Genomic DNA, 21247 nt, shown 5'->3' on the forward strand with positions numbered 1-21247 from the left:
GGAAGAAAAATAATAAGATTATATGGAGGGAAATTAAAATGGCAAAATTAACAACAGAAGAATTTATTGCGGCAATCAAAGAATTATCCGTATTAGAGTTAAATGAATTAGTAAAAGCTTGCGAAGAAGAATTTGGTGTATCTGCAGCAGCAGGTGTTGTAGTTGCAGCAGCAGGCGGCGCAGCAGAAGCAGCAGAAGAGAAAGATGAGTTCGACGTAGAACTTACAGATGTTGGCCCGAACAAAGTTAAAGTTATCAAAGTTGTTCGTGAAGCTACAGGCTTAGGTCTGAAAGAAGCAAAAGCTGTTGTTGACGGTGCTCCGAAGGTTGTTAAAGAAGCTGCATCCAAAGCAGAAGCTGAAGACCTCAAAGCAAAACTTGAAGCAGAAGGCGCTAAAGTTACACTTAAATAATTTCAGCCGATCTTACACCCGTGAAGGCTCTGGATTCCAGACCTTCGCGGGTCTTTTTTTGTTTTGCAGGAAAATGTTTTGTATTTTCCTGCAATATAAAAGCCCTTCGGGCAGGAGCTCATTGTGGCGGAGAGAGAACATACTGCTGAAGCAATTTGCGGCAGGCGGAGAATCCTTCTGTATAATGAAAAGACTTCCGACTCCCTGTAAAATTATAAAAAACAAACAGAATTGTAATGAAAAGTTAAAACTATTGCATCAGGAACACTTATTTTGGAAAAGAAGCTGTGTTATAATATTTTTACTTATATATCGTGAAAAGAAGAAAAGGAAACGGAAAAGAGTCAACAGAGTGGGATGCATTTGTTGTCCCTGCCTGTGAGATACAGAGGAAGCAGGAGTTCATCTGGCAGGAAGAGGGAAGAAGATGAAAAGAAAAAAATATGCGAAATGGTTGAGCGTATGTTTGGCTGCGGCCATGTGTGTGTCCGGACCGCTGACAATGATTGAAGCAGAAGCGGCGACTGCGACGGTTGCGGATCCAATGAAAGAAGTTCTGGCTGAAGAGCGAGTGGAAGAGTATCTTGAGGAGGAAACGGAGGACACTGAGTGCGGGGAAATTCCGGAGGATTTTTCCTGGATGGATACAATGTTTGAAGAAGACGCGGAAAAAGAGAAGATGGAGGAGGCTGAATCCGGAGATGCCGCACTGGTACAGAACGGTGAGTCTTTGGCAGAAACCGCATCTCCGGATACGATAGAAACAGAAGGGGAAAATTCTGGGTCGGATCCTCAGAGTACAGAAATATTTGGGGAAACAGATCAGGATATCTGGCAGACGGAAGAAAACTGTCCGGACGATATGGAAGTGTTTCAGAGTCCTGTGGAGTTTCAGAACGGAGATATTTCTCAGCTGTACAGTGCCTCGTCAGAATTGACAGAACAGAATCCGGATGTGGAATTGTTTACCGCAGGGGAAGATACCAACATCAATCATGCGGATTCGGGAAACGCCTCCGGCAGTGTATTTTCAGATGGACAGGAAAAAACGGAAACAGAAGATAACACCAAAACAGAAGACAAAAACGGAACAGATTCCATTGGTGATGGCTCAAATCCGGGAATTACGGATGGGGAAGAAACGAAGAGCGAAGATGATCTGATACTTGGAGAGTCGGAAGCCACACTTGTCTTGAAAGAAGGAGAAGATTTTGTGGAAAGACTGAATATCCTTCTTTATAAAGCAAAAGATCTGGCAACGGATGACCATCCCTATAAAGTGATCATACCGCCCGGCAATTATGAAATAAAGGGCACGATCAGCATGTACAGCAATATGCATCTGTATGCGGTCGGCGCAGTTATGAAGAAGACCAGTACCAAAAAACAGATTCTGCTCCGTCTTGGAAATACGGAAATTTCCGAGGGCGGATATAACGGTTATCGCAACATTACAATAGAAGGCGGAACCTGGGACTGTAATTATGAGTCCTGTGCCAACAAAGAAGCAGACGGAGGTTTTGTCGGTTTCCGAATCGGGCATGCCACGAACGTGACGATTAAAAATGCCACATTCCTGAATAATCTGAAATCCCATTTTATCGAATTGGGAGGCGTCAAACATGCGCTGATCACAGGATGCAAATTTGAGGGATACTGGACACCTCATGAAACTACCGGGCAGGAATGCATTCAGATCGATACGTGTCTGGATGAGATTTTTCCGAGGTACCAGCCTTTTGATGGAACCGTCTGCACAGACATTGTTATTGAAAAAAATCTGTTTCAGAATGTTTTTGCCGGAGCGGGAAGCCACAGCATGGTATTTAATAAACCATATACCAAAATCATTGTGCGAAACAATACATTTAAAAATGTGAAAAAAAGAGCAGTCTGGTTTTTGAATTGTAAGGATTCAGAAACCAGCGGCAATACAATGACGAATGTGGGATCCGGTATTTATGTAAGTCCTATGAGGCAGACCCATGCACATCTCCTTTCGGGACAGACGGCCAGTTCCAAACAGAACCAATACTCGGAGAATGTAGTAGTATCCAAAAACAAAATTACGCTGGCAAAACCGTGTAATATTGCAGGGGTTCTCTGGAGAGGATATGGAGTTTATCTTGGCGGACAGGAAGCGGTGACCCCTACCTATCCGATTCCAAAAGGGGATTATGTTCTGCGGGGTGTTACTGTAACGGGAAATACCATCAAGGGATATGCAAACGGCATCCATCTGGCCCGTACAGCAAGCTGTAAAGTTACCAAAAATACCATTTCGCTTTCCAATCCGGGCGCTTTTACAAGCTTCGGAATTTACCTGGGTGGAAGCCGGAATAATGAAATCAGCGGAAATGTGGTATCCGGTGCATCCAATATTGGGATTTATATTTATACTACTTCTTCTTATAAATATGGAAGTACCGGAAACAAGGTGGTGAGCAATCAGGTGAAAAGCTGTGCGTCCGATGGAATCAGAATTTCAGCCGGAAGCCACAGTACCTCCATTGACAAGAATATATGCACCAGCAACAAGAAATATGGAATTGAGATTCACAGTTCCACGATTACTTCCATGACGTATAATAAAGCAATTACCAATGCCAAGTACGGGATTTACTGTTATTCTTCCACAATCAAGCTTCAGAAAAAGAATACGCTCCAGGCGAATAAGGGAACCTATGCGATTTATTTTTCCAAGTGTAAGGGGCAGGTGCAGAACGTTAAGAATTTCAGTATCAGTACGGTGAAAAGTACGACGAAGACAATCACAGGTACCGCCACCGGAGGAAGCAGTGTTTATGTTTATGTGAAGAGCAACAGTAAAAAACTGGGAAGCGCCAGGATCTCGAAGAACTGGAAATACACCGTTCCCATTAAGGCGCAGAAAAAAGGAACCGTTCTTCTGATCAAGGTATACGATAAATATGGAAATGCCATTACAAATGAAAAGAAGGTAGCCTGATGCTGCAAACCTATATGTCTGCATGATTTCAGGAACAGAAAGAAGGCAGACTGACACGGCAGGCATATTTGTCTGCAGCAATTGCAGCACAGGAAGCAACAGAATAATAAGAACAGATCGCGGATCAGTCTGCGGTAACAACAGGGGTCAAGGCAGTTTGGCCCCTTTCTTTTTCTGAGATTTCATACTTGCTCTGGCACAGTGGAATCAATTTATTTTTTGGAATAAAAAATATTACAAAAAATAAAAAAATGATTGACAGGGTTGAAGGTTTATGCTACAGTAAAGGATGCTATATTATGGCAAGATATGCCTGCTTATCTGAACAAATAAGCGGGATCATGCAGTAATAAATAAAAAAAACAGGGGTGAAACGTCAATGGAAAAAAACAGAATTCGTTCTGTAAAAACTGGAAAAAGCATGCGCATGAGTTACCAGAGACAAAAAGAAGTCCTGGAAATGCCGAATTTGATAGAAGTCCAGAAAGATTCCTACCAGTGGTTTCTCGACGAAGGATTGAATGAAGTATTTGATGATATTTCTCCAATCGAAGATTACAGCGGAAAACTCAGCCTGAAATTCATCGACTTTACATTTGACGAGAAAGATGCGAAATATTCGATTGAGCAGTGTAAGGAACGTGACGTAACATATGCCGCACCATTGAAGGTTCGGGTACAGCTGATTAATAAGGAAACAGGGGAAATTAAGGAAACCGAAATTTTCATGGGTGACCTGCCTTTGATGACTGCAACTGGTACGTTTGTCATCAATGGTGCAGAACGTGTAATTGTAAGCCAGTTAGTACGTTCCCCTGGTATCTATTATGCAATCGCACATGATAAAGTTGGTAAGAGATTATTTTCCAGTACCGTTATTCCTAACAGAGGCGCATGGCTGGAATATGAGACGGATTCCAACGACGTATTTTATGTAAGAGTAGACAGAACCAGAAAGGTTCCGATTACAGTGCTGATTCGTGCCCTGGGTATTGGCACCAATGCGGAGATTCTTGAATTATTCGGCGAAGAACCGAAGATTCTTGCAAGTTTCACGAAAGATACTTCTACCAATTATCAGGAAGGTCTTCTGGAACTGTATAAGAAAATCCGTCCGGGTGAGCCGCTCGCAGTAGAAAGTGCTGAGAGCCTGATCATGGCCATGTTCTTTGACCCCAGAAGGTATGACCTTGCCAAAGTCGGACGTTATAAATTTAATAAAAAACTTCATCTGAATAAGCGTATCGTAGGTCAGAAACTGGCAGAAGATGTCGTAGATGCTTCTACCGGCGAGATCATCGCAGAGAAAGACTCTGTTGTGACCAGAGAACTGGCAGATACCATCCAGAATGCAGCAGTTCCTTATGTATGGATTCAGGGAGAAGAACGCAATATCAAAGTTCTTTCCAGCCTTATGGTAGATATCCGCAGCCATGTGGATCTGGACTGCGATCCGAAGGAACTGGGTGTTACAGAATTAGTATATTACCCGGTACTCCAAAAAATTCTGGAAGAAAACGACACCCTTGAGGATATCAAGGCGGCTATCCGCAGAGATATCCATGACCTCATTCCGAAACACATTACTAAGGAAGATATTCTTGCTTCCATTAACTATAACATGCATCTGGAATACGGCATGGGCAATGACGACGATATCGACCACCTGGGCAACCGTCGTATCCGTTCTGTAGGTGAATTGCTGCAGAACCAGTACCGTATCGGACTTTCCAGACTGGAGAGAGTTGTTCGTGAGAGAATGACCACACAGGATACGGAGAGTATTTCTCCACAGTCCCTGATCAATATCAAACCGGTAACTGCAGCAGTGAAAGAGTTCTTCGGTTCTTCCCAGCTGTCTCAGTTCATGGATCAGAACAACCCGCTTGGTGAGCTGACACACAAGAGACGTCTTTCCGCCCTGGGACCTGGCGGTCTGTCCCGAGACAGAGCCGGATTCGAGGTTCGAGATGTACATTACTCCCATTACGGACGTATGTGCCCGATCGAGACTCCTGAAGGTCCGAACATCGGTCTGATCAACTCCCTTGCATCCTACGCAAGAATTAACCAGTACGGTTTCATTGAGGCACCGTACCGTAAGATTGACAAGACAGATCCGCAGAACCCGCGTGTAACCGAAGAAGTTGTTTACATGACTGCAGATGAAGAAGATAATTACCATGTAGCACAGGCGAATGAGCCTCTGGATGAAGAGGGACATTTCATTCACAAGAACGTATCCGGTCGTTTCCGTGAAGAAACACAGGAATACGAGAAGAGAATGTTTGACTACATGGACGTATCCCCGAAGATGGTGTTCTCTGTAGCGACAGCACTGATTCCGTTCCTGCAGAACGACGACGCGAACCGTGCGCTGATGGGATCCAACATGCAGCGTCAGGCCGTACCGCTTCTTACTACCGAAGCTCCGGTTGTAGGTACTGGTATGGAGACCAAGACTGCAGTAGACTCCGGTGTATGTGTCGTTGCGAAAAAAGCCGGAACAGTTCTTCGTTCCACATCTACAGATATTACTATTCAGAACGATGACGGAACCAAAGAGAATTATCATCTGACCAAGTTCATGAGAAGTAACCAGAGCAACTGTTACAATCAGAAACCAATCGTTTTCCAGGGCGAGCACGTAGAGGCAGGACAGGTTATTGCAGATGGTCCTTCCACAGCCAATGGCGAGCTGGCACTGGGCAAGAACCCTCTGATCGGTTTCATGACATGGGAAGGTTATAACTACGAGGATGCGGTTCTTTTAAGTGAAAAACTTGTACAGGACGATGTTTATACATCTGTTCACATTGAAGAATATGAAGCAGAAGCCCGTGATACCAAACTGGGACCGGAAGAGATCACACGTGACGTTCCGGGTGTGGGCGATGATGCTCTGAAAGACCTGGATGAACGCGGAATTATCCGTATCGGTGCAGAAGTACGTGCCGGTGATATCCTGGTCGGCAAGGTAACTCCGAAGGGAGAAACCGAGCTTACTGCAGAAGAGAGACTTCTGCGCGCGATCTTCGGTGAGAAGGCACGTGAAGTACGTGATACATCCCTGAAGGTTCCGCATGGTGAATACGGTATTATCGTAGACGCCAAAGTATTTACAAGAGAAAACGGCGATGAGCTGTCACCTGGTGTAAATCAGTCAGTCCGCATCTACATTGCACAGAAACGTAAGATTTCCGTTGGTGATAAGATGGCCGGACGTCATGGTAACAAGGGTGTCGTTTCCCGTGTACTTCCTGTAGAAGATATGCCGTTCCTTCCGAATGGCCGTCCGCTGGATATCGTACTGAATCCTCTGGGTGTGCCGTCCCGTATGAACATCGGACAGGTCCTTGAGATCCATCTGAGTCTTGCTGCCAAAGCACTTGGCTTTAATGTGGCAACTCCTGTCTTTGATGGTGCGAACGAGAATGATATTCAGGATACTCTGGAACTTGCCAATGACTATGTAAATATTGAGGATTTTGAAGAATTCCGTGCAAAATATCAGGATATTCTTGATCCGGAGGTTATGCAGTATCTGGACGAAAACAAAGCTCACAGAGAACTCTGGAAGGGCGTTCCGATCTCGAGAGACGGTAAAGTACGGCTTCGTGACGGACGTACCGGAGAATACTTCGACAGTCCGGTAACCATCGGCCACATGCATTACCTGAAACTGCATCATCTGGTAGATGATAAGATCCATGCACGTTCTACCGGCCCATATGCTCTGGTTACTCAGCAGCCATTGGGTGGTAAGGCACAGTTCGGCGGACAGCGTTTCGGTGAGATGGAGGTTTGGGCTCTTGAGGCGTACGGCGCAGCTTATACTCTGCAGGAGATCCTGACAGTCAAGTCCGATGACGTTGTTGGTCGTGTGAAGACATACGAAGCAATTATTAAGGGTGAAAATATTCCTGAGCCGGGTATTCCGGAATCCTTCAAGGTACTTCTGAAGGAACTCCAGTCTCTTGCTCTGGATGTTAAAGTCCTTAAAGATGACAATACAGAAGTGAAGATCATGGAAACCGTAGACTACGGCGATACTGATCTGCGTTCCGTTATTGAGGGTGATTCCAGAGGACATCACGATGAAGAATCCCTTGGCAAATACGGCTTTACCAAGCAGGAATTCCAGGGAGAGGAACTGGTAGATATCGAGGAACCTGAAGACGAGGACGAGGATGAAGAATACCTGGAGTTTGAAGAATCTCTGGGTGATGACGAGGAATAGAAAGGGGAAAGAATACATGGCAGAAACAACAAATACCACAGAAACATATCAGCCAATGACTTTCGATGCCATCAAACTTGGACTGGCGTCCCCTGAGAAGATCAGAGAGTGGTCAAGAGGCGAAGTTTTAAAACCTGAGACCATCAACTACCGTACCCTGAAACCCGAGAAGGACGGACTTTACTGCGAAAGAATTTTCGGGCCAAGCAAGGACTGGGAGTGTCATTGCGGTAAATATAAGAAAATTCGTTACAAAGGCGTTGTCTGCGACAGATGTGGTGTAGAAGTTACCAAGTCTTCTGTCCGCAGAGAGCGTATGGGACATATCGAGCTTGCAGCTCCGGTATCCCATATCTGGTATTTTAAAGGAATTCCGTCCCGTATGGGACTGATCCTTGACCTGTCTCCGAGAGTACTGGAGAAGGTTCTGTACTTTGCAAATTATATTGTCCTGGATCCTGCTGATTCCGGTCTGATGTACAAACAGATTCTGACCGAAAAAGAATATCAGGATGCGAGAGAAGCATACGGAAGCAAATTCCGTGTAGGCATGGGTGCAGAATCCATCAAAGAACTTCTGGAAGCAATTGATCTGGAAAAAGATGCGGCAGAACTGAAGAGCGAACTTCAGGATGCAACCGGTCAGAAACGTGCGAGAATCATCAAACGTCTGGAGGTTGTGGAATCTTTCCGTGAATCCGGTAACCGTCCGGAATGGATGATCCTGACCGTGATTCCGGTTATCCCGCCGGATCTTCGTCCGATGGTACAGCTGGATGGCGGACGTTTTGCCACCTCTGACCTGAATGATCTTTACAGAAGAATCATCAACCGTAATAACCGTCTGAAAAGACTTCTGGAGCTTGGCGCTCCTGATATCATTGTCCGCAACGAAAAACGTATGCTGCAGGAAGCTGTGGATGCGCTGATCGATAACGGACGCCGCGGCCGTCCTGTTACCGGCCCTGGCAACAGACCTTTGAAATCCCTGTCAGAACTGCTGAAAGGCAAGTCCGGACGTTTCCGTCAGAACCTGCTTGGTAAGCGTGTTGACTATTCCGGACGTTCCGTTATCGTCGTAGGACCGGAGCTGAAAATTTATCAGTGCGGTCTTCCGAAGGAAATGGCGATTGAGCTGTTCAAACCATTCGTTATGAAAGAACTGGTTGCCAACGGAACCTCCCACAATATCAAAAATGCCAAGAAGATGGTAGAAAAGCTTGAGCCGGCTGTATGGGATGTTCTGGAAGAAGTAATCAAAGAACATCCGGTTATGCTGAACCGTGCACCTACACTGCATCGTCTGGGTATCCAGGCGTTTGAGCCGATCCTTGTAGAAGGTAAGGCAATCAAGCTCCATCCGCTTGTTTGTACCGCATTCAACGCGGACTTCGACGGTGACCAGATGGCGGTTCACCTTCCGCTGTCCGTAGAAGCACAGGCAGAGTGCCGTTTCCTTCTGCTTTCACCGAACAACCTGCTGAAACCTTCTGATGGTGGTCCTGTAGCCGTTCCTTCTCAGGATATGGTTCTTGGTATCTACTATCTGACCCAGGAGAGACCTGGCAACAAGGGAGAAGGCAAGTTCTTCAAGAGCGTGAACGAAGCCATTCTTGCATACGAAAACAAAGTAATTACGCTCCAGAGCAGAATTCTGGTTCGCTGCACGAAGAAGATGCCGGATGGCACCGTACTGACCGGCAACGTAGAATCCACTCTCGGACGTTTCCTGTTCAACGAAATCCTTCCGCAGGATCTTGGATTCGTAGACAGAAGTGTACCTGGCAATGAACTTCTTCTGGAAGTTGATTTCCTGGTAGGTAAGAAACAGCTGAAACAGATCCTTGAAAAAGTCATCAATACTCACGGCGCAACCAAGACTGCCGAAGTATTGGATGCAATCAAATCCACAGGTTACAAATATTCCACACGCGCAGCCATGACCGTATCCATTTCCGATATGACCGTGCCGCCGCAGAAACCTGAGATGATTAAGAATGCCCAGGATACCGTTGACCTGATTACCAAGAACTACAAACGAGGCCTCATCACCGAGGAAGAGCGTTACAAAGAAGTTGTAGATACCTGGAAGAAGACTGACGATGAACTGACCCATGCCCTGCTTTCAGGACTGGATAAGTACAACAACATTTTCATGATGGCTGACTCCGGTGCCCGTGGTTCCGATAAGCAGATTAAACAGCTTGCCGGTATGCGTGGTCTGATGGCCGATACAACCGGTCACACTATCGAGCTCCCGATCAAGTCCAATTTCCGTGAAGGTCTTGACGTACTGGAATACTTCATGTCCGCGCACGGTGCACGTAAAGGTCTGTCCGATACAGCGCTTCGTACCGCCGACTCCGGTTACCTGACAAGACGTCTGGTAGACGTATCACAGGATCTGATCATCCGTGAGACAGACTGCTGCGAGACCAGAGATGAGATTGCCGGAATGTATGTACAGCAGTTCTCAGACGGCAAGGAAGAAATCGAGAGCCTGCAGGAACGTATTACAGGAAGATATTCCTGCAACACCATCTACAACAAAGACGGCGAAGTTCTTGTAAAAGCCAACCATATGATTACGCCGAAGCGTGCAGCCCGCATTATGAAAGAGGGCGTCAGCGAAACAGGCGGAGCAATCGATAAAGTGAAGATCCGTACCATTCTTACCTGCAGATGCAAAGTCGGTATCTGTGCAAAATGTTACGGTGCCAACATGGCAACCGGTGAACCGGTACAGGTTGGTGAATCTGTTGGTATTATCGCTGCACAGTCTATCGGTGAGCCTGGTACACAGCTTACCATGCGTACTTTCCATACCGGTGGTGTTGCCGGCGGCGATATTACACAGGGTCTTCCTCGTGTCGAGGAGCTTTTTGAGGCAAGAAAACCGAAAGGTCTTGCTATTATTACAGAAATCAAAGGTGTTGTTACCATTAACGATACCAAGAAGAAACGTGAGATCATCGTTACAGATCCGGAGACAGGTGATTCCAAGACATACCTGATCCCATACGGTTCCCGTGTGAAGGTTCTGGACGGTCAGGTTCTGGAAGCCGGTGACGAGCTGACAGAAGGTAGCGTGAATCCGCATGATATCCTGAGAATCAAGGGCGTACGCGCCGTACAGGATTATATGATCCGTGAAGTACAGCGTGTATACCGCCTCCAGGGTGTTGAGATCAACGATAAGCATATTGAGGTTATCGTACGTCAGATGCTGAAGAAGATCCGTATTGAGGAGAATGGAGATACCGAATTCCTTCCGGGAACTCTCGTAGATGTACTGGAGTATGAAGAAGTGAACGAGAATCTCGAAAAAGAAGGAAAGACTCCGGCTGAGGGCAAACAGGTAATGCTTGGTATTACCAAGGCATCTCTGGCAACCAATTCCTTCCTGTCCGCTGCTTCCTTCCAGGAGACCACCAAGGTTCTGACAGAAGCTGCCATCAAGGGTAAAGTTGACCCGCTGATCGGTCTGAAAGAAAATGTTATCATTGGTAAGCTGATTCCGGCAGGTACCGGTATGAAGCGTTACAGTGAAATTGCACTGGATACCGGTGAAGAAGAAAAAACGGTAGAAATCGATGAGATGATGGATCTGGAAGAGGATATTCCGGAAGAAGATATTCCGGAAGAAGAAGTGATGGAAGACATCGTAATTGATGATGAAGCAGAAGAAGCAGAAACTTCCGAAGCTGAAGATATCATTTTACCTGAAGAAGAATAAAAATAAGAAGAAGCCTTTTGTCGCGTATGCGGCAGAGGGCTTCTTTTTACAATAAAAAGTACCGGTCAGAAGATAATTTGCAAAATGAATAAGAGCTTTGTGAACAGATAATCTACAAATGGAATAAGAACCTTGTCAGCAGACATGTTTTTGAATCCATTCTTTGGTAATATAGGGAATGAAGAGAAAAATACAGACATGGCTACCATTTCTGATATAATTTGTTATAATATTTTGTGAAAGAAAATGCTGCTGCAGAATAAAAACAGGCACACGTACATTCGTGAAAATGAATGTGCGGGGAAGGTGCAGAGGTGAAACTTATGGATAGGGAATTGCCGGTTTCTGTTTGGCCGGAATGGAAAATTGTTGAAAAGATCGGCGAAGGATCTTTTGGAAAAGTGTATAAAGCACAGCGCATGGAACGTGATAAAGCATTTTATTCCGCAATCAAGATTGTCTCGATTCCTTCTAGCCGCAGTGAATTGAAGAGTATACAGTCCGAACTGGGAAGCGACCAGTCTGTCAAAGAATATTTTCAGAATCTGGTGGAAGATTGTATTCAGGAAGTCAATATTATGGAAGATTTTCGGGGCAATTCCCATGTAGTGGCTGTTGAAGATTATAAAGTGGTGGAATATCTGGATGATATTGGGTGGGATATTTATATCCGCATGGAGTATCTGACGGGATTTCTGGAATATTGTGAAGGGAAGCAGCTTAGTGAAAAAGAAGTGATCCAGCTGGGCATCGACCTTTGCAAAGCTTTGGAATATTGCAGAAAGATGAATATCATTCATCGGGATATTAAGCCGGAAAATATCTTTGTATCCAGATTTGGGGAATTTAAACTGGGAGATTTCGGAATTGCGCGTGAGCTGGACCGGACGCTGAGTTCCTTTTCCAAGAAAGGAACGTATTCGTACATGGCACCGGAGATGTACCGGGGTGAGAAGTATGACAGCCGCGTGGATATTTATTCCCTTGGGATTATGCTGTATAAACTTCGTAATCATAACCGGCTGCCGTTTATGGATCTTGAGAAGCAGCTGATTACCTACAGAGATAAAGAAAATGCATTGAACAAACGAATGTCCGGAGAGATACTTCCTGCTCCGGTTGATGCAGGAGAAGATCTGGCGGCTGTGATTCTGAAAGCCTGTGCATATGACTGCGAGGAACGGTATACTACTGCAGAGGAATTCCGGGAAGAACTGGAAAGGGTAAAATATCGTGTTATGTCAGAACCATTGCAAGAACGGAAGAAGGTTGGATCAGGAACGCGAGCAGCGGGTAGCCAGATACAGAAAACCAGATCAGGTTCACGTTCCACGGACGATCAGATGCAGAAGGCCGGAATAAGTGCGCGAACTGCGGGCGGTCAGGTGCAGAAAAGCGGAGCCAGTATGCGAGCTGAGAGTGATCAGATACAGAAAAACGGAGTAAGAACGCGAGCCGTAGGCAGTCAGGTGCAGAAAACCGGAGCAAGTACACAAGCCGAGAGTAACCAGTCGAAGAAATCCGGAGCATACTCCCATCTGGTCAATGAACAGGAATATGAAACAAAGTCCGGAAATTCAAAGACGCAGATGAAGAGAAACCGGGATGGATATCTGGAATTTTCTGAAGCTACCAGAATTAAGCCCAGGAGAAATTCTGCGGAACAAAAAAAGAACGGATCACAAGCATCATCCGGAACAGATCGAACCGGAGCAGATCGAACCGGAGCAGATCGAACCGGAACAGATCGAACTGGAACTACCCGAACCGAAACTGCTCACACCAGCTCCGCAGAAACAGACCAGACATTTTCTGCGAAGAAACGCAAAAAGAAAGATCAGACAGGAAATTTGCCTCTGCTCATTGCCGTTATTGTTATGACGCTTGCGGTAATTGTGATGACCGTTGTATTTTTCCGTGTTTTGTTAGAAAACCGCAGGACATCCGCACAGGCCGAAAGTCCGACAGGGCTTGTGGAAATGCTTGACAGCGATATGGCAGATGAATCCGAAAAAGAAGGCCTTGCGGAAGATCTTACAGTCATCCGTGAACGTGCATCAGAAATCGTCAATGAACTGGATACTTATCATTGGATCGGAACAGAGAAGGATGGAAGAATTACATACCTGAACACCGTCGGGGAATTGCGAAAGATACTGATTTATCCCAATTCTTCCAAGGACGGATTGTATGAAGAGTATTATTTCTGGGATGACCAATTATTTTTTGCGTATATCTGGGCGGACAGCACGATTGATTCCGATCTGGACGAAGGCGAGATTCGGGCAGATTATTATTATTACAAAGACGGAAATCTGATCCGCTGGATTGATGAGAACAATATGTGTCACGATTACGAAACAGACAATGAAGAATATCATACGCTTGGTGAAAAATACTGGAACCGAGCCCTGGAATATTCCAAGGGATTTGAGTAGAATGGATGTGAGGGTAGAACATGGCTTATCAGATGGAATACGCGTATACCAGTCATACTGGCAATGTGCGTGCAAATAATGAAGATAATTTCTGGTGCTGCGGAGAAACCATGGGCGCCTTTAACCAGGGAACCGGAGGTGTACGTACCGGAAGAACTGTACAGTCAGATTATCCGCTGTTTGCCGTTTTCGACGGGATGGGCGGTGAAAGCTGCGGCGAAATGGCAGCCTATCTTGCGGCAAATGCATGCGGAAGGCATTACCGTGAGAATCGCGTCTCTCTGAAAGAACAGCCGGAGCAGTTCCTGGATGAAATTTGTCAGGATATGAACCGTGCAGTCTGTGAATACAGCCAGGAAAACCGTATCCGGATCATGGGGACAACCACTGTGATGCTGGCAGTAAGTGAGGGAAATCTGTATGCCTGTAACGTAGGTGACAGCAGACTTTATGAAATAAGGAAGAAAACCGGAGAACAGGAAGGAAACTTTCAGCAGATTTCCATCGACCATGTACTGCGCGGAGGTCCGTTTTGCAAAGCGCCGCTGACACAGTATGTGGGAATCCCGGAAAATCATATGGGGCTGGAACCCTCCGTGCTGAAACTGGAAATGAAGCCGGGAGTAAGATATCTGCTTTGCTCGGATGGCGTGACCGATATGATTGCGGATGAGGAAATTGCAGAGATCATCGCAGGAGAAACGACGGTGCAGAAAGCAGTGGAAACACTGCTGTGCAGGTCTCTGGAAAGAGGCGGAAGGGATAATGTGACCATGATTTTGTGCGAGGTTACAGAAGAGGAACGAAGACCACGCCTGCTGCGATGGCTGGAGAACAGAATAAAGAAAGAGCCTGTGCAGTCAGGATACTGATACAGGATGGTTATGGGAGATGATGGTATGAAGAATCGAATGCAGGATCTGGATTTTGAGCAGACAGTGGCATTTGACACTGTCAAAGATTATGAGTTTACCAGAAGGGCGGCGCAGCGTTTTCGGCAGGTTGTCAGTCTGGAGGATTTTGAAGATGAAGATGCGGATGTGATTTTTCATTATTTATATAAGGAAATGGAGCTGGTTTCCTTTGGGGATCATCTGAAAAGGTATATTTATGAGCGTGCGGGTCTGGAAGAACCGTTCAGTGAAGTCAGCAAAGAGGTCTACCGGGATATTGTGGTGGAATCCTTTCACGAAACCTGTACGCCCAAATCCATGAAGCCGACTTCTGCGAAGCTTTCCTCACTTGTAAATAACTGGCTGAGCCAGGCATCTGTGAAGCGGGAGACCGTGTTTCTCCTCGGGTTCGGACTTCGCATGAGTGTGGAGGATGTGTCGGATTTTCTTACCAGAGTACTCAGAGAGCAGGATTTTGATTTCCGAAATCCGGATGAAGTGATTTACTGGTTTTGCTATTCCAATCATTATGAATATTACAAGGCACAGGAATACCGGGAACGATATGATGAGCTGGAGCCGGAGAAAGACAGCGGGGATGCTGCCAGAATTTTTGCCGGTGGGCTGTATCTGGATACGGAAGAGAAGTTGTTGGAATATCTGGCGCATGTGAAATCCGGCGTAGAGGATCCCATGTCAGAGAAAAGCCAGGCATTTCAGGAGTTTTGCCGGCTTCTTTACCGTGCAAAGCAAATCATCGCTGCTATGTATCAGCAGGATGAGGAGGAGAAAAAACGGGGGAAAGTGTGGACAGCTGATGATATTTCTGCATCAGATGTGGAAAAAGTAATCTGCAGCGGAATTCCGATCAATAAGATGGGAAATCTGAAAAAAATGTCAGCCTCCATTCTTGCCAGACATTTCAGCCAGAAACGATTCAGCAGGCAGAGAATCAACAGTATTCTGAAACATAATTTTCCGGTGGAGCGTTTTGACCTGATCACACTTGAATTTTTTATTGTGTCGCAGGAAATGGCAGATGAGGATCCGTATCAGAGATACCGCCATTTTCTGGAAGAAATTCAGGGGATTCTGGAGAAATGCGGAATGAGCGAAATCTACATAGTGAATCCATATGAATGCTTCCTCCTTATGTGTCTGCTGACAGACTGTCCGTTGGCAGTTTTCTCGGAAATCTGGGAAATGTCCTACGAGGAATCGGAGGAAGAGTGACAGGGTGGAGAAAGAAGTAAGGAACAGGCACCGGCAAAGTCTGCAGGTATGAAAACATACGGACTTTGCCGGTGCCTGTTATTTAGTGGAGTTATTTACGAAACGATGTATTAGTATAAGTCACGATAAATAATCATATGTTTCGCTGGGCTGCTTTTTCGATAGTACAGCTGTAAAAGCATCCTCACCGAAACAGTAAGGTATTTATCGTGGCTTATACTGGATGTTATTCGTTATAATAACCGTAGATCAGTCGTGAATTCTCGGCGATGCTTTCCTGGGCGGAAAGAGTATCTGTGAGGTTTTCGGACATGAAGCATACCACAAGGTCAATGCCCTGAGGGGTATTGTAAATAATTCCGGCATCATTTTCCACGTCAGTGAGTTCACCGGTTTTGTTGGCAACCTGGACGCCTTCCGGCAGGTCGGCAGGAATCTTGTTGACCCGCTGCTGCTGTTTCAAAAGCGCGAACATAGAATCGGCATGGGATAATGTGGAGTCTGTGGCAATGCCGTTGTTCAGGTAATAAATCTCTTTCAGGAATCTTCCGCAGTCTCTGACAGAAGTGTAATTATCACCGTTTTCTTTGCTATGAAGAAGCAGGCGTCCCATGGAAGTTTCGGTATAACCGTGAGCCTGGCAGAAGTTGTTGACCATTTCCATACCGTTGGCATCATCCCCGCTTCCAAGCCAGTTGACCAGAGTGTTGGCGGCATCATTGTCGCTGACTGTAATCATGGCTTTCAGATTGGAGTCAATCTGCTCTTTGCCGTGGAGATTTACCAGAGAATCGTAGTTTTCGTAAACCGTTCCCATGATATAGAGTTTGATCAGGCTGGCAGCCTGCATGGCCCCCCCGCCGATGATTCCTTCGGAGCCTTTGTTCAGATTGCAGACGTAAACAGACCAGTTACCGTTGTTCTGCGGGAGAAGCGGCTGTATCTGAACGAGGAGAGAATCCATACTTTCGTCCGTATTGTTGGTAAAAGTCGTATTTCCTTTGGAAGGAGAAAGGGTGCCCTGTTCTTCCATACTTTCTTCTGGAATTGCCGGTTTCTGCGGCCCCTGAACTTCACCGGACTGAACAGAAGCTTTTTCTTCTTCGGCTTCTTTTCCCTGAAGATTTTTTAATTCTTCTGCTTTCTGGCTTAGGGTAGAAGCGGAATCGGAAATATCGACCACCGTCTGCTGGAGCTGAGAAACTCTTGACTGCAGCGAGACCAGGCGGTTGAGTGAAACAAGTGTCACAGTGCCAAGTGCCACCAGAGAAACAGAAAGCACTCCGATGACTACATAGGGAACGCGGGATCTCTTGGGCTTGCTGGCTGCATCTTCCGGCATCGCAGGGGTGTCCGCGGAAATATCTGTGTCAGCTTCGTATTCTGAATGGTCAGCGTGTTTTGCTTGAAAGGCAGATTGTGTGTCAGAAGCGGGCTGCGTGTCAGCTGTGTATCCTGAATAATCAGTATGTTTTGTTTGAAAAGTTGATTGTGTGTCAAATGCTGATTTTTTGTCCAATGTGGGTTGGGAGAAATTATCATCCGAGAAAACGCTATCGGAGAAATCATCGTCCGAGAAATCATCATCTGAGAAATCGTCATCCGAGAAATCATCGAATGCATCTCCGAAATCTGTCTGGAGTTCCCTGAGAAGTTGATTTTCAAGATCCTCGACGAAGTCGTCATCCAGATCGCTGTTCAGCGTGTGCCTGACTTCTTCTTCCAGGATATCATCAAAGTCTTCCAAGGCTGTATCGATATCAATCGTTTCTACGTCAAAGTCATCGTCATCGACAGAAAACAGAGTTTTTTCATCTGAATCAAAAGCAGAAGATGTATCAGAGCTTCTTTCTTTAACAGCGCTGCATGACCGCTGCTGTTTTATGCTGCTTTTATCATTTTTCATTCCAATAATCCTTTCTTCGATTGTTTATCGTACGAAATATTGTGTTAATGTTGATTGTGTGAATACGGTAATATTATTAATAGCACGAAATACAATATTAATGTTTATAGTATAAAATATTATATTATGTCTACGGTACAAAATATTATACCATGGTTTATAATATAAGATTTTTTTCAAGTTGTATAGTTTATTTCCTGCCAGTACATAGAATCAGCCGAAATAAGCATCGATTCCATTTGCAATCCCCTCTGCCATGGTATCCTGGAAAGAGGAATCACTCATCAGTGTATCGTCAGATTGGTTGGTCATAAATCCCATTTCTATAATAGTCACCGGAACGGTACTCCAGTTTATGCCGGTCATGTTGTCATAATACTGCACGCCCAGATTGGCAAAGCCTGTTGCCTGACAATAACTGTCCAGAATACACTGGGAAAGTTGTGTGGATTCCTCCGAAAGTTCCGGAATATACGGGTTTTCAGGAGAGGGTGCCATAGTCAGTGCACCGGAAGAAGTATGACTGTCTTCTCCGTTGGCGTGGATGCGGACATAAATTTCTGCACCATTGGCGGCCACATATTCTGCCCGTTCTTTATTGCTGATAGCAGTATCATTGTCCGTCCGGGTCATGATTACCTGATAGCCGCGGCTTTCGAGAATGGTTTTCAGCTTCATGGAGACATCAAGATTAAGCTGATACTCCGGAAGTCCGGTATAGGAACCTTCTGTTCCGGTAGAAGCTTTGGCTTTCATTTCGGAAGAACCGGGGCCGATCGGTTCAGTGGAACTCATATCCACATTGTAACCCTGATGCCCGGGATCTATGCCGATGACATGTCCATGATTGTCAAAAATGCTGTCCTCTCCGGAGGAAAAAACATTTTCTTCATCTTCCTGAGTAACGCCTGCATCCTTACGGGAAAAAACAGAAGTTTTGGAGGAGTCCGCATCTTCCGAACCGGGAGCACGTTCATGTTCTTCGGTTGTGCCGGAGGCACGTTTTTCCTGAAGCTCATTTTCCGCCTGTTTCTGGTCAACCGCATTCGTATAGAGATTGGCACTATCTTTTAATTTCTGCTGTTCCTGAGAAACCTGGTCCATGACCCCATTCAGATCTTTTTCCGTAGAAACAATCTGCTGATAGGTATTGAATCCAAAAAAGAAGAGGGAAGCAATACACAGTAATCCGGTGATGACCAGCAGAATAGAAATAAAGCTTGGTTTTCTTTTCATGGAAAAATCCTTTCTATTTATTGTGGTGATTTATGGTTATATGAATGATTGTGTTGATTTATGACAGTATATTACTGCATTGGCATATGGTTTTCCGTATTTCAAATACTATCATATCTGCAACGGTATTTCAAACAGTATTTCATTACTTCCTTATTGCCTTACAAACACTGCGGCAAAACAGTAGAAATCAGATGATTTATGCGGCAATAAAGATGTTTTGTACTATATATGGTACCAAAAGCGGAGCGACAAAGACTGAAATGATAAAAATTTTTTAATTCTTTGTAAACAAAAGTTTAAATGGCATGAATAACGGTTGAAATTATATAGAAAGCTGGAGTATACTTAATAATAATGACAGTAGTTATAAACAAGAAATAGCTATTGACGGGAACGTATTGCTTTTGACAAATAAGTAGCATGTTTTTTCGGGAGGCAATCTCCGAACATGTTTTAGGGTGCTGCGGACCGCTAAGACGAGGGAGTTTGAATGGAAAGAAAAATTGACGAGGACAAAATCTACATAAAAATGTTTGGCCGATTTGAAATGACCTGGCAGGGGAAGAGTATTTCGCTGGGACGGAATATGAACAGCAGAAGTGTGAGACTCTTTCAGATTATTCTAACACATCGCGGAACCGGGATTTCCCGGCATGATCTGGCAGTTTATCTGTACCAGAATGAGGAAGTCGCCAATGCTGCGAACAGTATTCGTGTAGCCCAGCATCGCTTTAAGAAACAGCTGGAGAACAGCGGAGTTCCGAAAACAATGACGGATTATTACACTACAGATACAGAAGGATATTGCTGGAATGAGGAATTTCCGGCTGTGACAGATGTGGAAATGTTCAGGAAAGACAAAGAAGAAGCAGAACAGATCACATCACTTCCTGACAAAATTGGGAAACTTTATGATGCATTTCTTTTATACCGCGGTGAATTTCTGGAAGATGCAGGCGCAGAGGAATGGGCGGTTGTTTATTCTGTATGGTATAAACAGATGTATCAGGAACTGACCAGTGAATTAATTGATCTGCTCCGCGAAGCTGAGGATTATGAAAAAATGCTGGAGGTCAGCAGAAAGGCCTGTGAGCTTTATCCTTATGATGAATGGCAGGTTTATGTTCTGGAGAGTTACCAGAAGCTGGGACTGACACGGGAAGCCGGTCAGGTTTATAATGAAACGGTGCGCATGTACCGGGAGGAATTGGATCTGGACGTACCGGAGCATCTGACAGAAGTGTACAAGAGAAGTGCCGGACAGAATGATCAGTCTGATTTGATTGATGATATCCGCAATAAGCTGGAAGCGTCCATACATTCCAGGGGTTGTGGTGCGGCATATCTGACTCTGGCAAATTTTTCGGATACGTTTCGTCTGATGATTCGCCTTACCGAGCGTAACGGACAGAAAATGAGTCTGATGCTCTGCAAACTCAAGACCGATTGTTACAACGAATGTAATAAAAAAGACAGCGATCATCCCATGCAGATACTGAAAGAGACTATTTGTGATACCCTGCGAAGCGGAGACTGTTATACAGACTTTGACCAGGGATACCTGATTCTTCTGATGGGTGCGGAAGAAGACAAATGTGAACTGGTTTTCAAGCGAATTGAACGCAGCTTTAAGAACCGGAGAAAAAACAAAACCCCGTGGGAGTCCGAGCTTACCTTTGATATCGTACCGACAGCGAGTTTCCACAGGATTATATGAGATAAATAAAGATAAATAAAAACCTGTTTCATGACATGAAAGGAATCATGCTGTGAAACAGGTTTTTGCGGATAATTATTTGTCGGATGCTTTCAGATTTTGAAGTTGTTTTTTCAGAGAAGCAATAATGTCATCCTTCTCCTTGCATTCCTCCTCTTTTTGTGTATAAGCTTCGGTTATTTTATGAAAAGCCGCGTCTTTCTTCTTACATTCTGCATCTTTTTTCCTGCATTCCGCCTCTTTTTCTTTATACGCCGTCCGAAACTCTTCCACCTGAGCCGACAGTTCATCGATCATCAATCGCGTAGTATTGCGATCCATCAATTGCAATTCTTTAGAAAACATACCAACCATCCCTATTAAGTCAAGTCTTTTTTCCTTGAATATCAAGGATTTTTTCAATATATCATCAATAAATATCTCAGAAGAAGGAGCCATAGGAATGGACATTTCTCTGTATCTGG

10 protein-coding genes and 1 pseudogene are annotated in these 21247 nt (G+C 45.1%); 8 read left to right on the top strand and 3 right to left on the bottom strand.

Annotation, left to right across the window (positions count from 1 at the left end):
• Positions 1-38: 38 nt before the first annotated feature.
• The 7 genes from rplL (at position 39) to ACTNEW_RS11485 (ending at position 15921) form a co-directional block, all read left to right on the top strand.
• Entirely contained in the window at positions 39-413 is a 375-nt protein-coding gene (gene rplL / locus ACTNEW_RS11455; protein WP_441060996.1) for a 50S ribosomal protein L7/L12, read from the top strand.
• A 427-nt stretch (positions 414-840) separates the two neighbouring features.
• Positions 841-3381, top strand: a complete 2541-nt coding sequence (locus tag ACTNEW_RS11460) for a right-handed parallel beta-helix repeat-containing protein (protein ID WP_441060999.1) — start codon at positions 841-843, stop codon at positions 3379-3381.
• Positions 3382-3760: 379 nt separating this feature from the next.
• Entirely contained in the window at positions 3761-7621 is a 3861-nt protein-coding gene (gene rpoB, locus ACTNEW_RS11465; RefSeq protein WP_441061001.1) for a DNA-directed RNA polymerase subunit beta, read from the top strand.
• A gap of 16 nt (positions 7622-7637) precedes the next feature.
• Complete coding sequence (rpoC, locus tag ACTNEW_RS11470; protein ID WP_441061004.1) at positions 7638-11357, top strand: DNA-directed RNA polymerase subunit beta'; 3720 nt, start codon at positions 7638-7640, stop codon at positions 11355-11357.
• A gap of 323 nt (positions 11358-11680) precedes the next feature.
• Entirely contained in the window at positions 11681-13795 is a 2115-nt protein-coding gene (locus tag ACTNEW_RS11475) for a protein kinase domain-containing protein (protein ID WP_441061006.1), read from the top strand.
• 20 nt (positions 13796-13815) lie between these two features.
• Entirely contained in the window at positions 13816-14667 is an 852-nt protein-coding gene (locus ACTNEW_RS11480; RefSeq protein WP_441061008.1) for a PP2C family protein-serine/threonine phosphatase, read from the top strand.
• Between the two features lie 27 nt (positions 14668-14694).
• The gene (locus tag ACTNEW_RS11485) at positions 14695-15921 is read left to right on the top strand and encodes a hypothetical protein (RefSeq protein WP_441061010.1); all 1227 of its coding nucleotides are present in this window, start codon (positions 14695-14697) and stop codon (positions 15919-15921) included.
• A gap of 226 nt (positions 15922-16147) precedes the next feature.
• On the opposite strand, the gene ACTNEW_RS11490 is transcribed toward ACTNEW_RS11485, so the two are convergent.
• A complete protein-coding gene (locus ACTNEW_RS11490; RefSeq protein ID WP_441061012.1) occupies positions 16148-17827 on the bottom strand; it encodes a serine hydrolase in 1680 nt (559 codons plus the stop codon).
• Between the two features lie 213 nt (positions 17828-18040).
• Positions 18041-19063: an N-acetylmuramoyl-L-alanine amidase family protein gene (locus ACTNEW_RS11495; RefSeq protein ID WP_441061015.1), complete on the bottom strand. Its 1023-nt coding sequence runs from the start codon at positions 19061-19063 to the stop codon at positions 18041-18043.
• Between the two features lie 493 nt (positions 19064-19556).
• On the opposite strand from ACTNEW_RS11495, the gene ACTNEW_RS11500 reads away from it, so the two are divergent.
• A complete protein-coding gene (locus ACTNEW_RS11500) occupies positions 19557-20783 on the top strand; it encodes an AfsR/SARP family transcriptional regulator (protein ID WP_441061018.1) in 1227 nt (408 codons plus the stop codon).
• 75 nt (positions 20784-20858) lie between these two features.
• On the opposite strand, the pseudogene ACTNEW_RS11505 reads toward ACTNEW_RS11500, so the two are convergent.
• Positions 20859-21247, bottom strand: a pseudogene (locus ACTNEW_RS11505) (hypothetical protein); the annotation flags it as partial.

Source organism: Blautia sp. HCP3S3_G3, from assembly GCF_052063365.1.
GTDB lineage: Bacteria > Bacillota > Clostridia > Lachnospirales > Lachnospiraceae > Blautia_A.

What these genes read in the sequence shown, in the direction of transcription:
- rplL (WP_441060996.1), top strand. Translation starts at nt 39, where the DNA reads ATGGCAAAATTAACAACAGAAGAATTTATTGCGGCAATCAAAGAATTA.
- ACTNEW_RS11460 (WP_441060999.1), top strand. Translation starts at nt 841, where the DNA reads ATGAAAAGAAAAAAATATGCGAAATGGTTGAGCGTATGTTTGGCTGCG.
- rpoB (WP_441061001.1), top strand. Translation starts at nt 3,761, where the DNA reads ATGGAAAAAAACAGAATTCGTTCTGTAAAAACTGGAAAAAGCATGCGC.
- rpoC (WP_441061004.1), top strand. Translation starts at nt 7,638, where the DNA reads ATGGCAGAAACAACAAATACCACAGAAACATATCAGCCAATGACTTTC.
- ACTNEW_RS11475 (WP_441061006.1), top strand. Translation starts at nt 11,681, where the DNA reads ATGGATAGGGAATTGCCGGTTTCTGTTTGGCCGGAATGGAAAATTGTT.
- ACTNEW_RS11480 (WP_441061008.1), top strand. Translation starts at nt 13,816, where the DNA reads ATGGCTTATCAGATGGAATACGCGTATACCAGTCATACTGGCAATGTG.
- ACTNEW_RS11485 (WP_441061010.1), top strand. Translation starts at nt 14,695, where the DNA reads ATGAAGAATCGAATGCAGGATCTGGATTTTGAGCAGACAGTGGCATTT.
- ACTNEW_RS11490 (WP_441061012.1), bottom strand. Translation starts at nt 17,827, where the DNA reads ATGAAAAATGATAAAAGCAGCATAAAACAGCAGCGGTCATGCAGCGCT.
- ACTNEW_RS11495 (WP_441061015.1), bottom strand. Translation starts at nt 19,063, where the DNA reads ATGAAAAGAAAACCAAGCTTTATTTCTATTCTGCTGGTCATCACCGGA.
- ACTNEW_RS11500 (WP_441061018.1), top strand. Translation starts at nt 19,557, where the DNA reads ATGGAAAGAAAAATTGACGAGGACAAAATCTACATAAAAATGTTTGGC.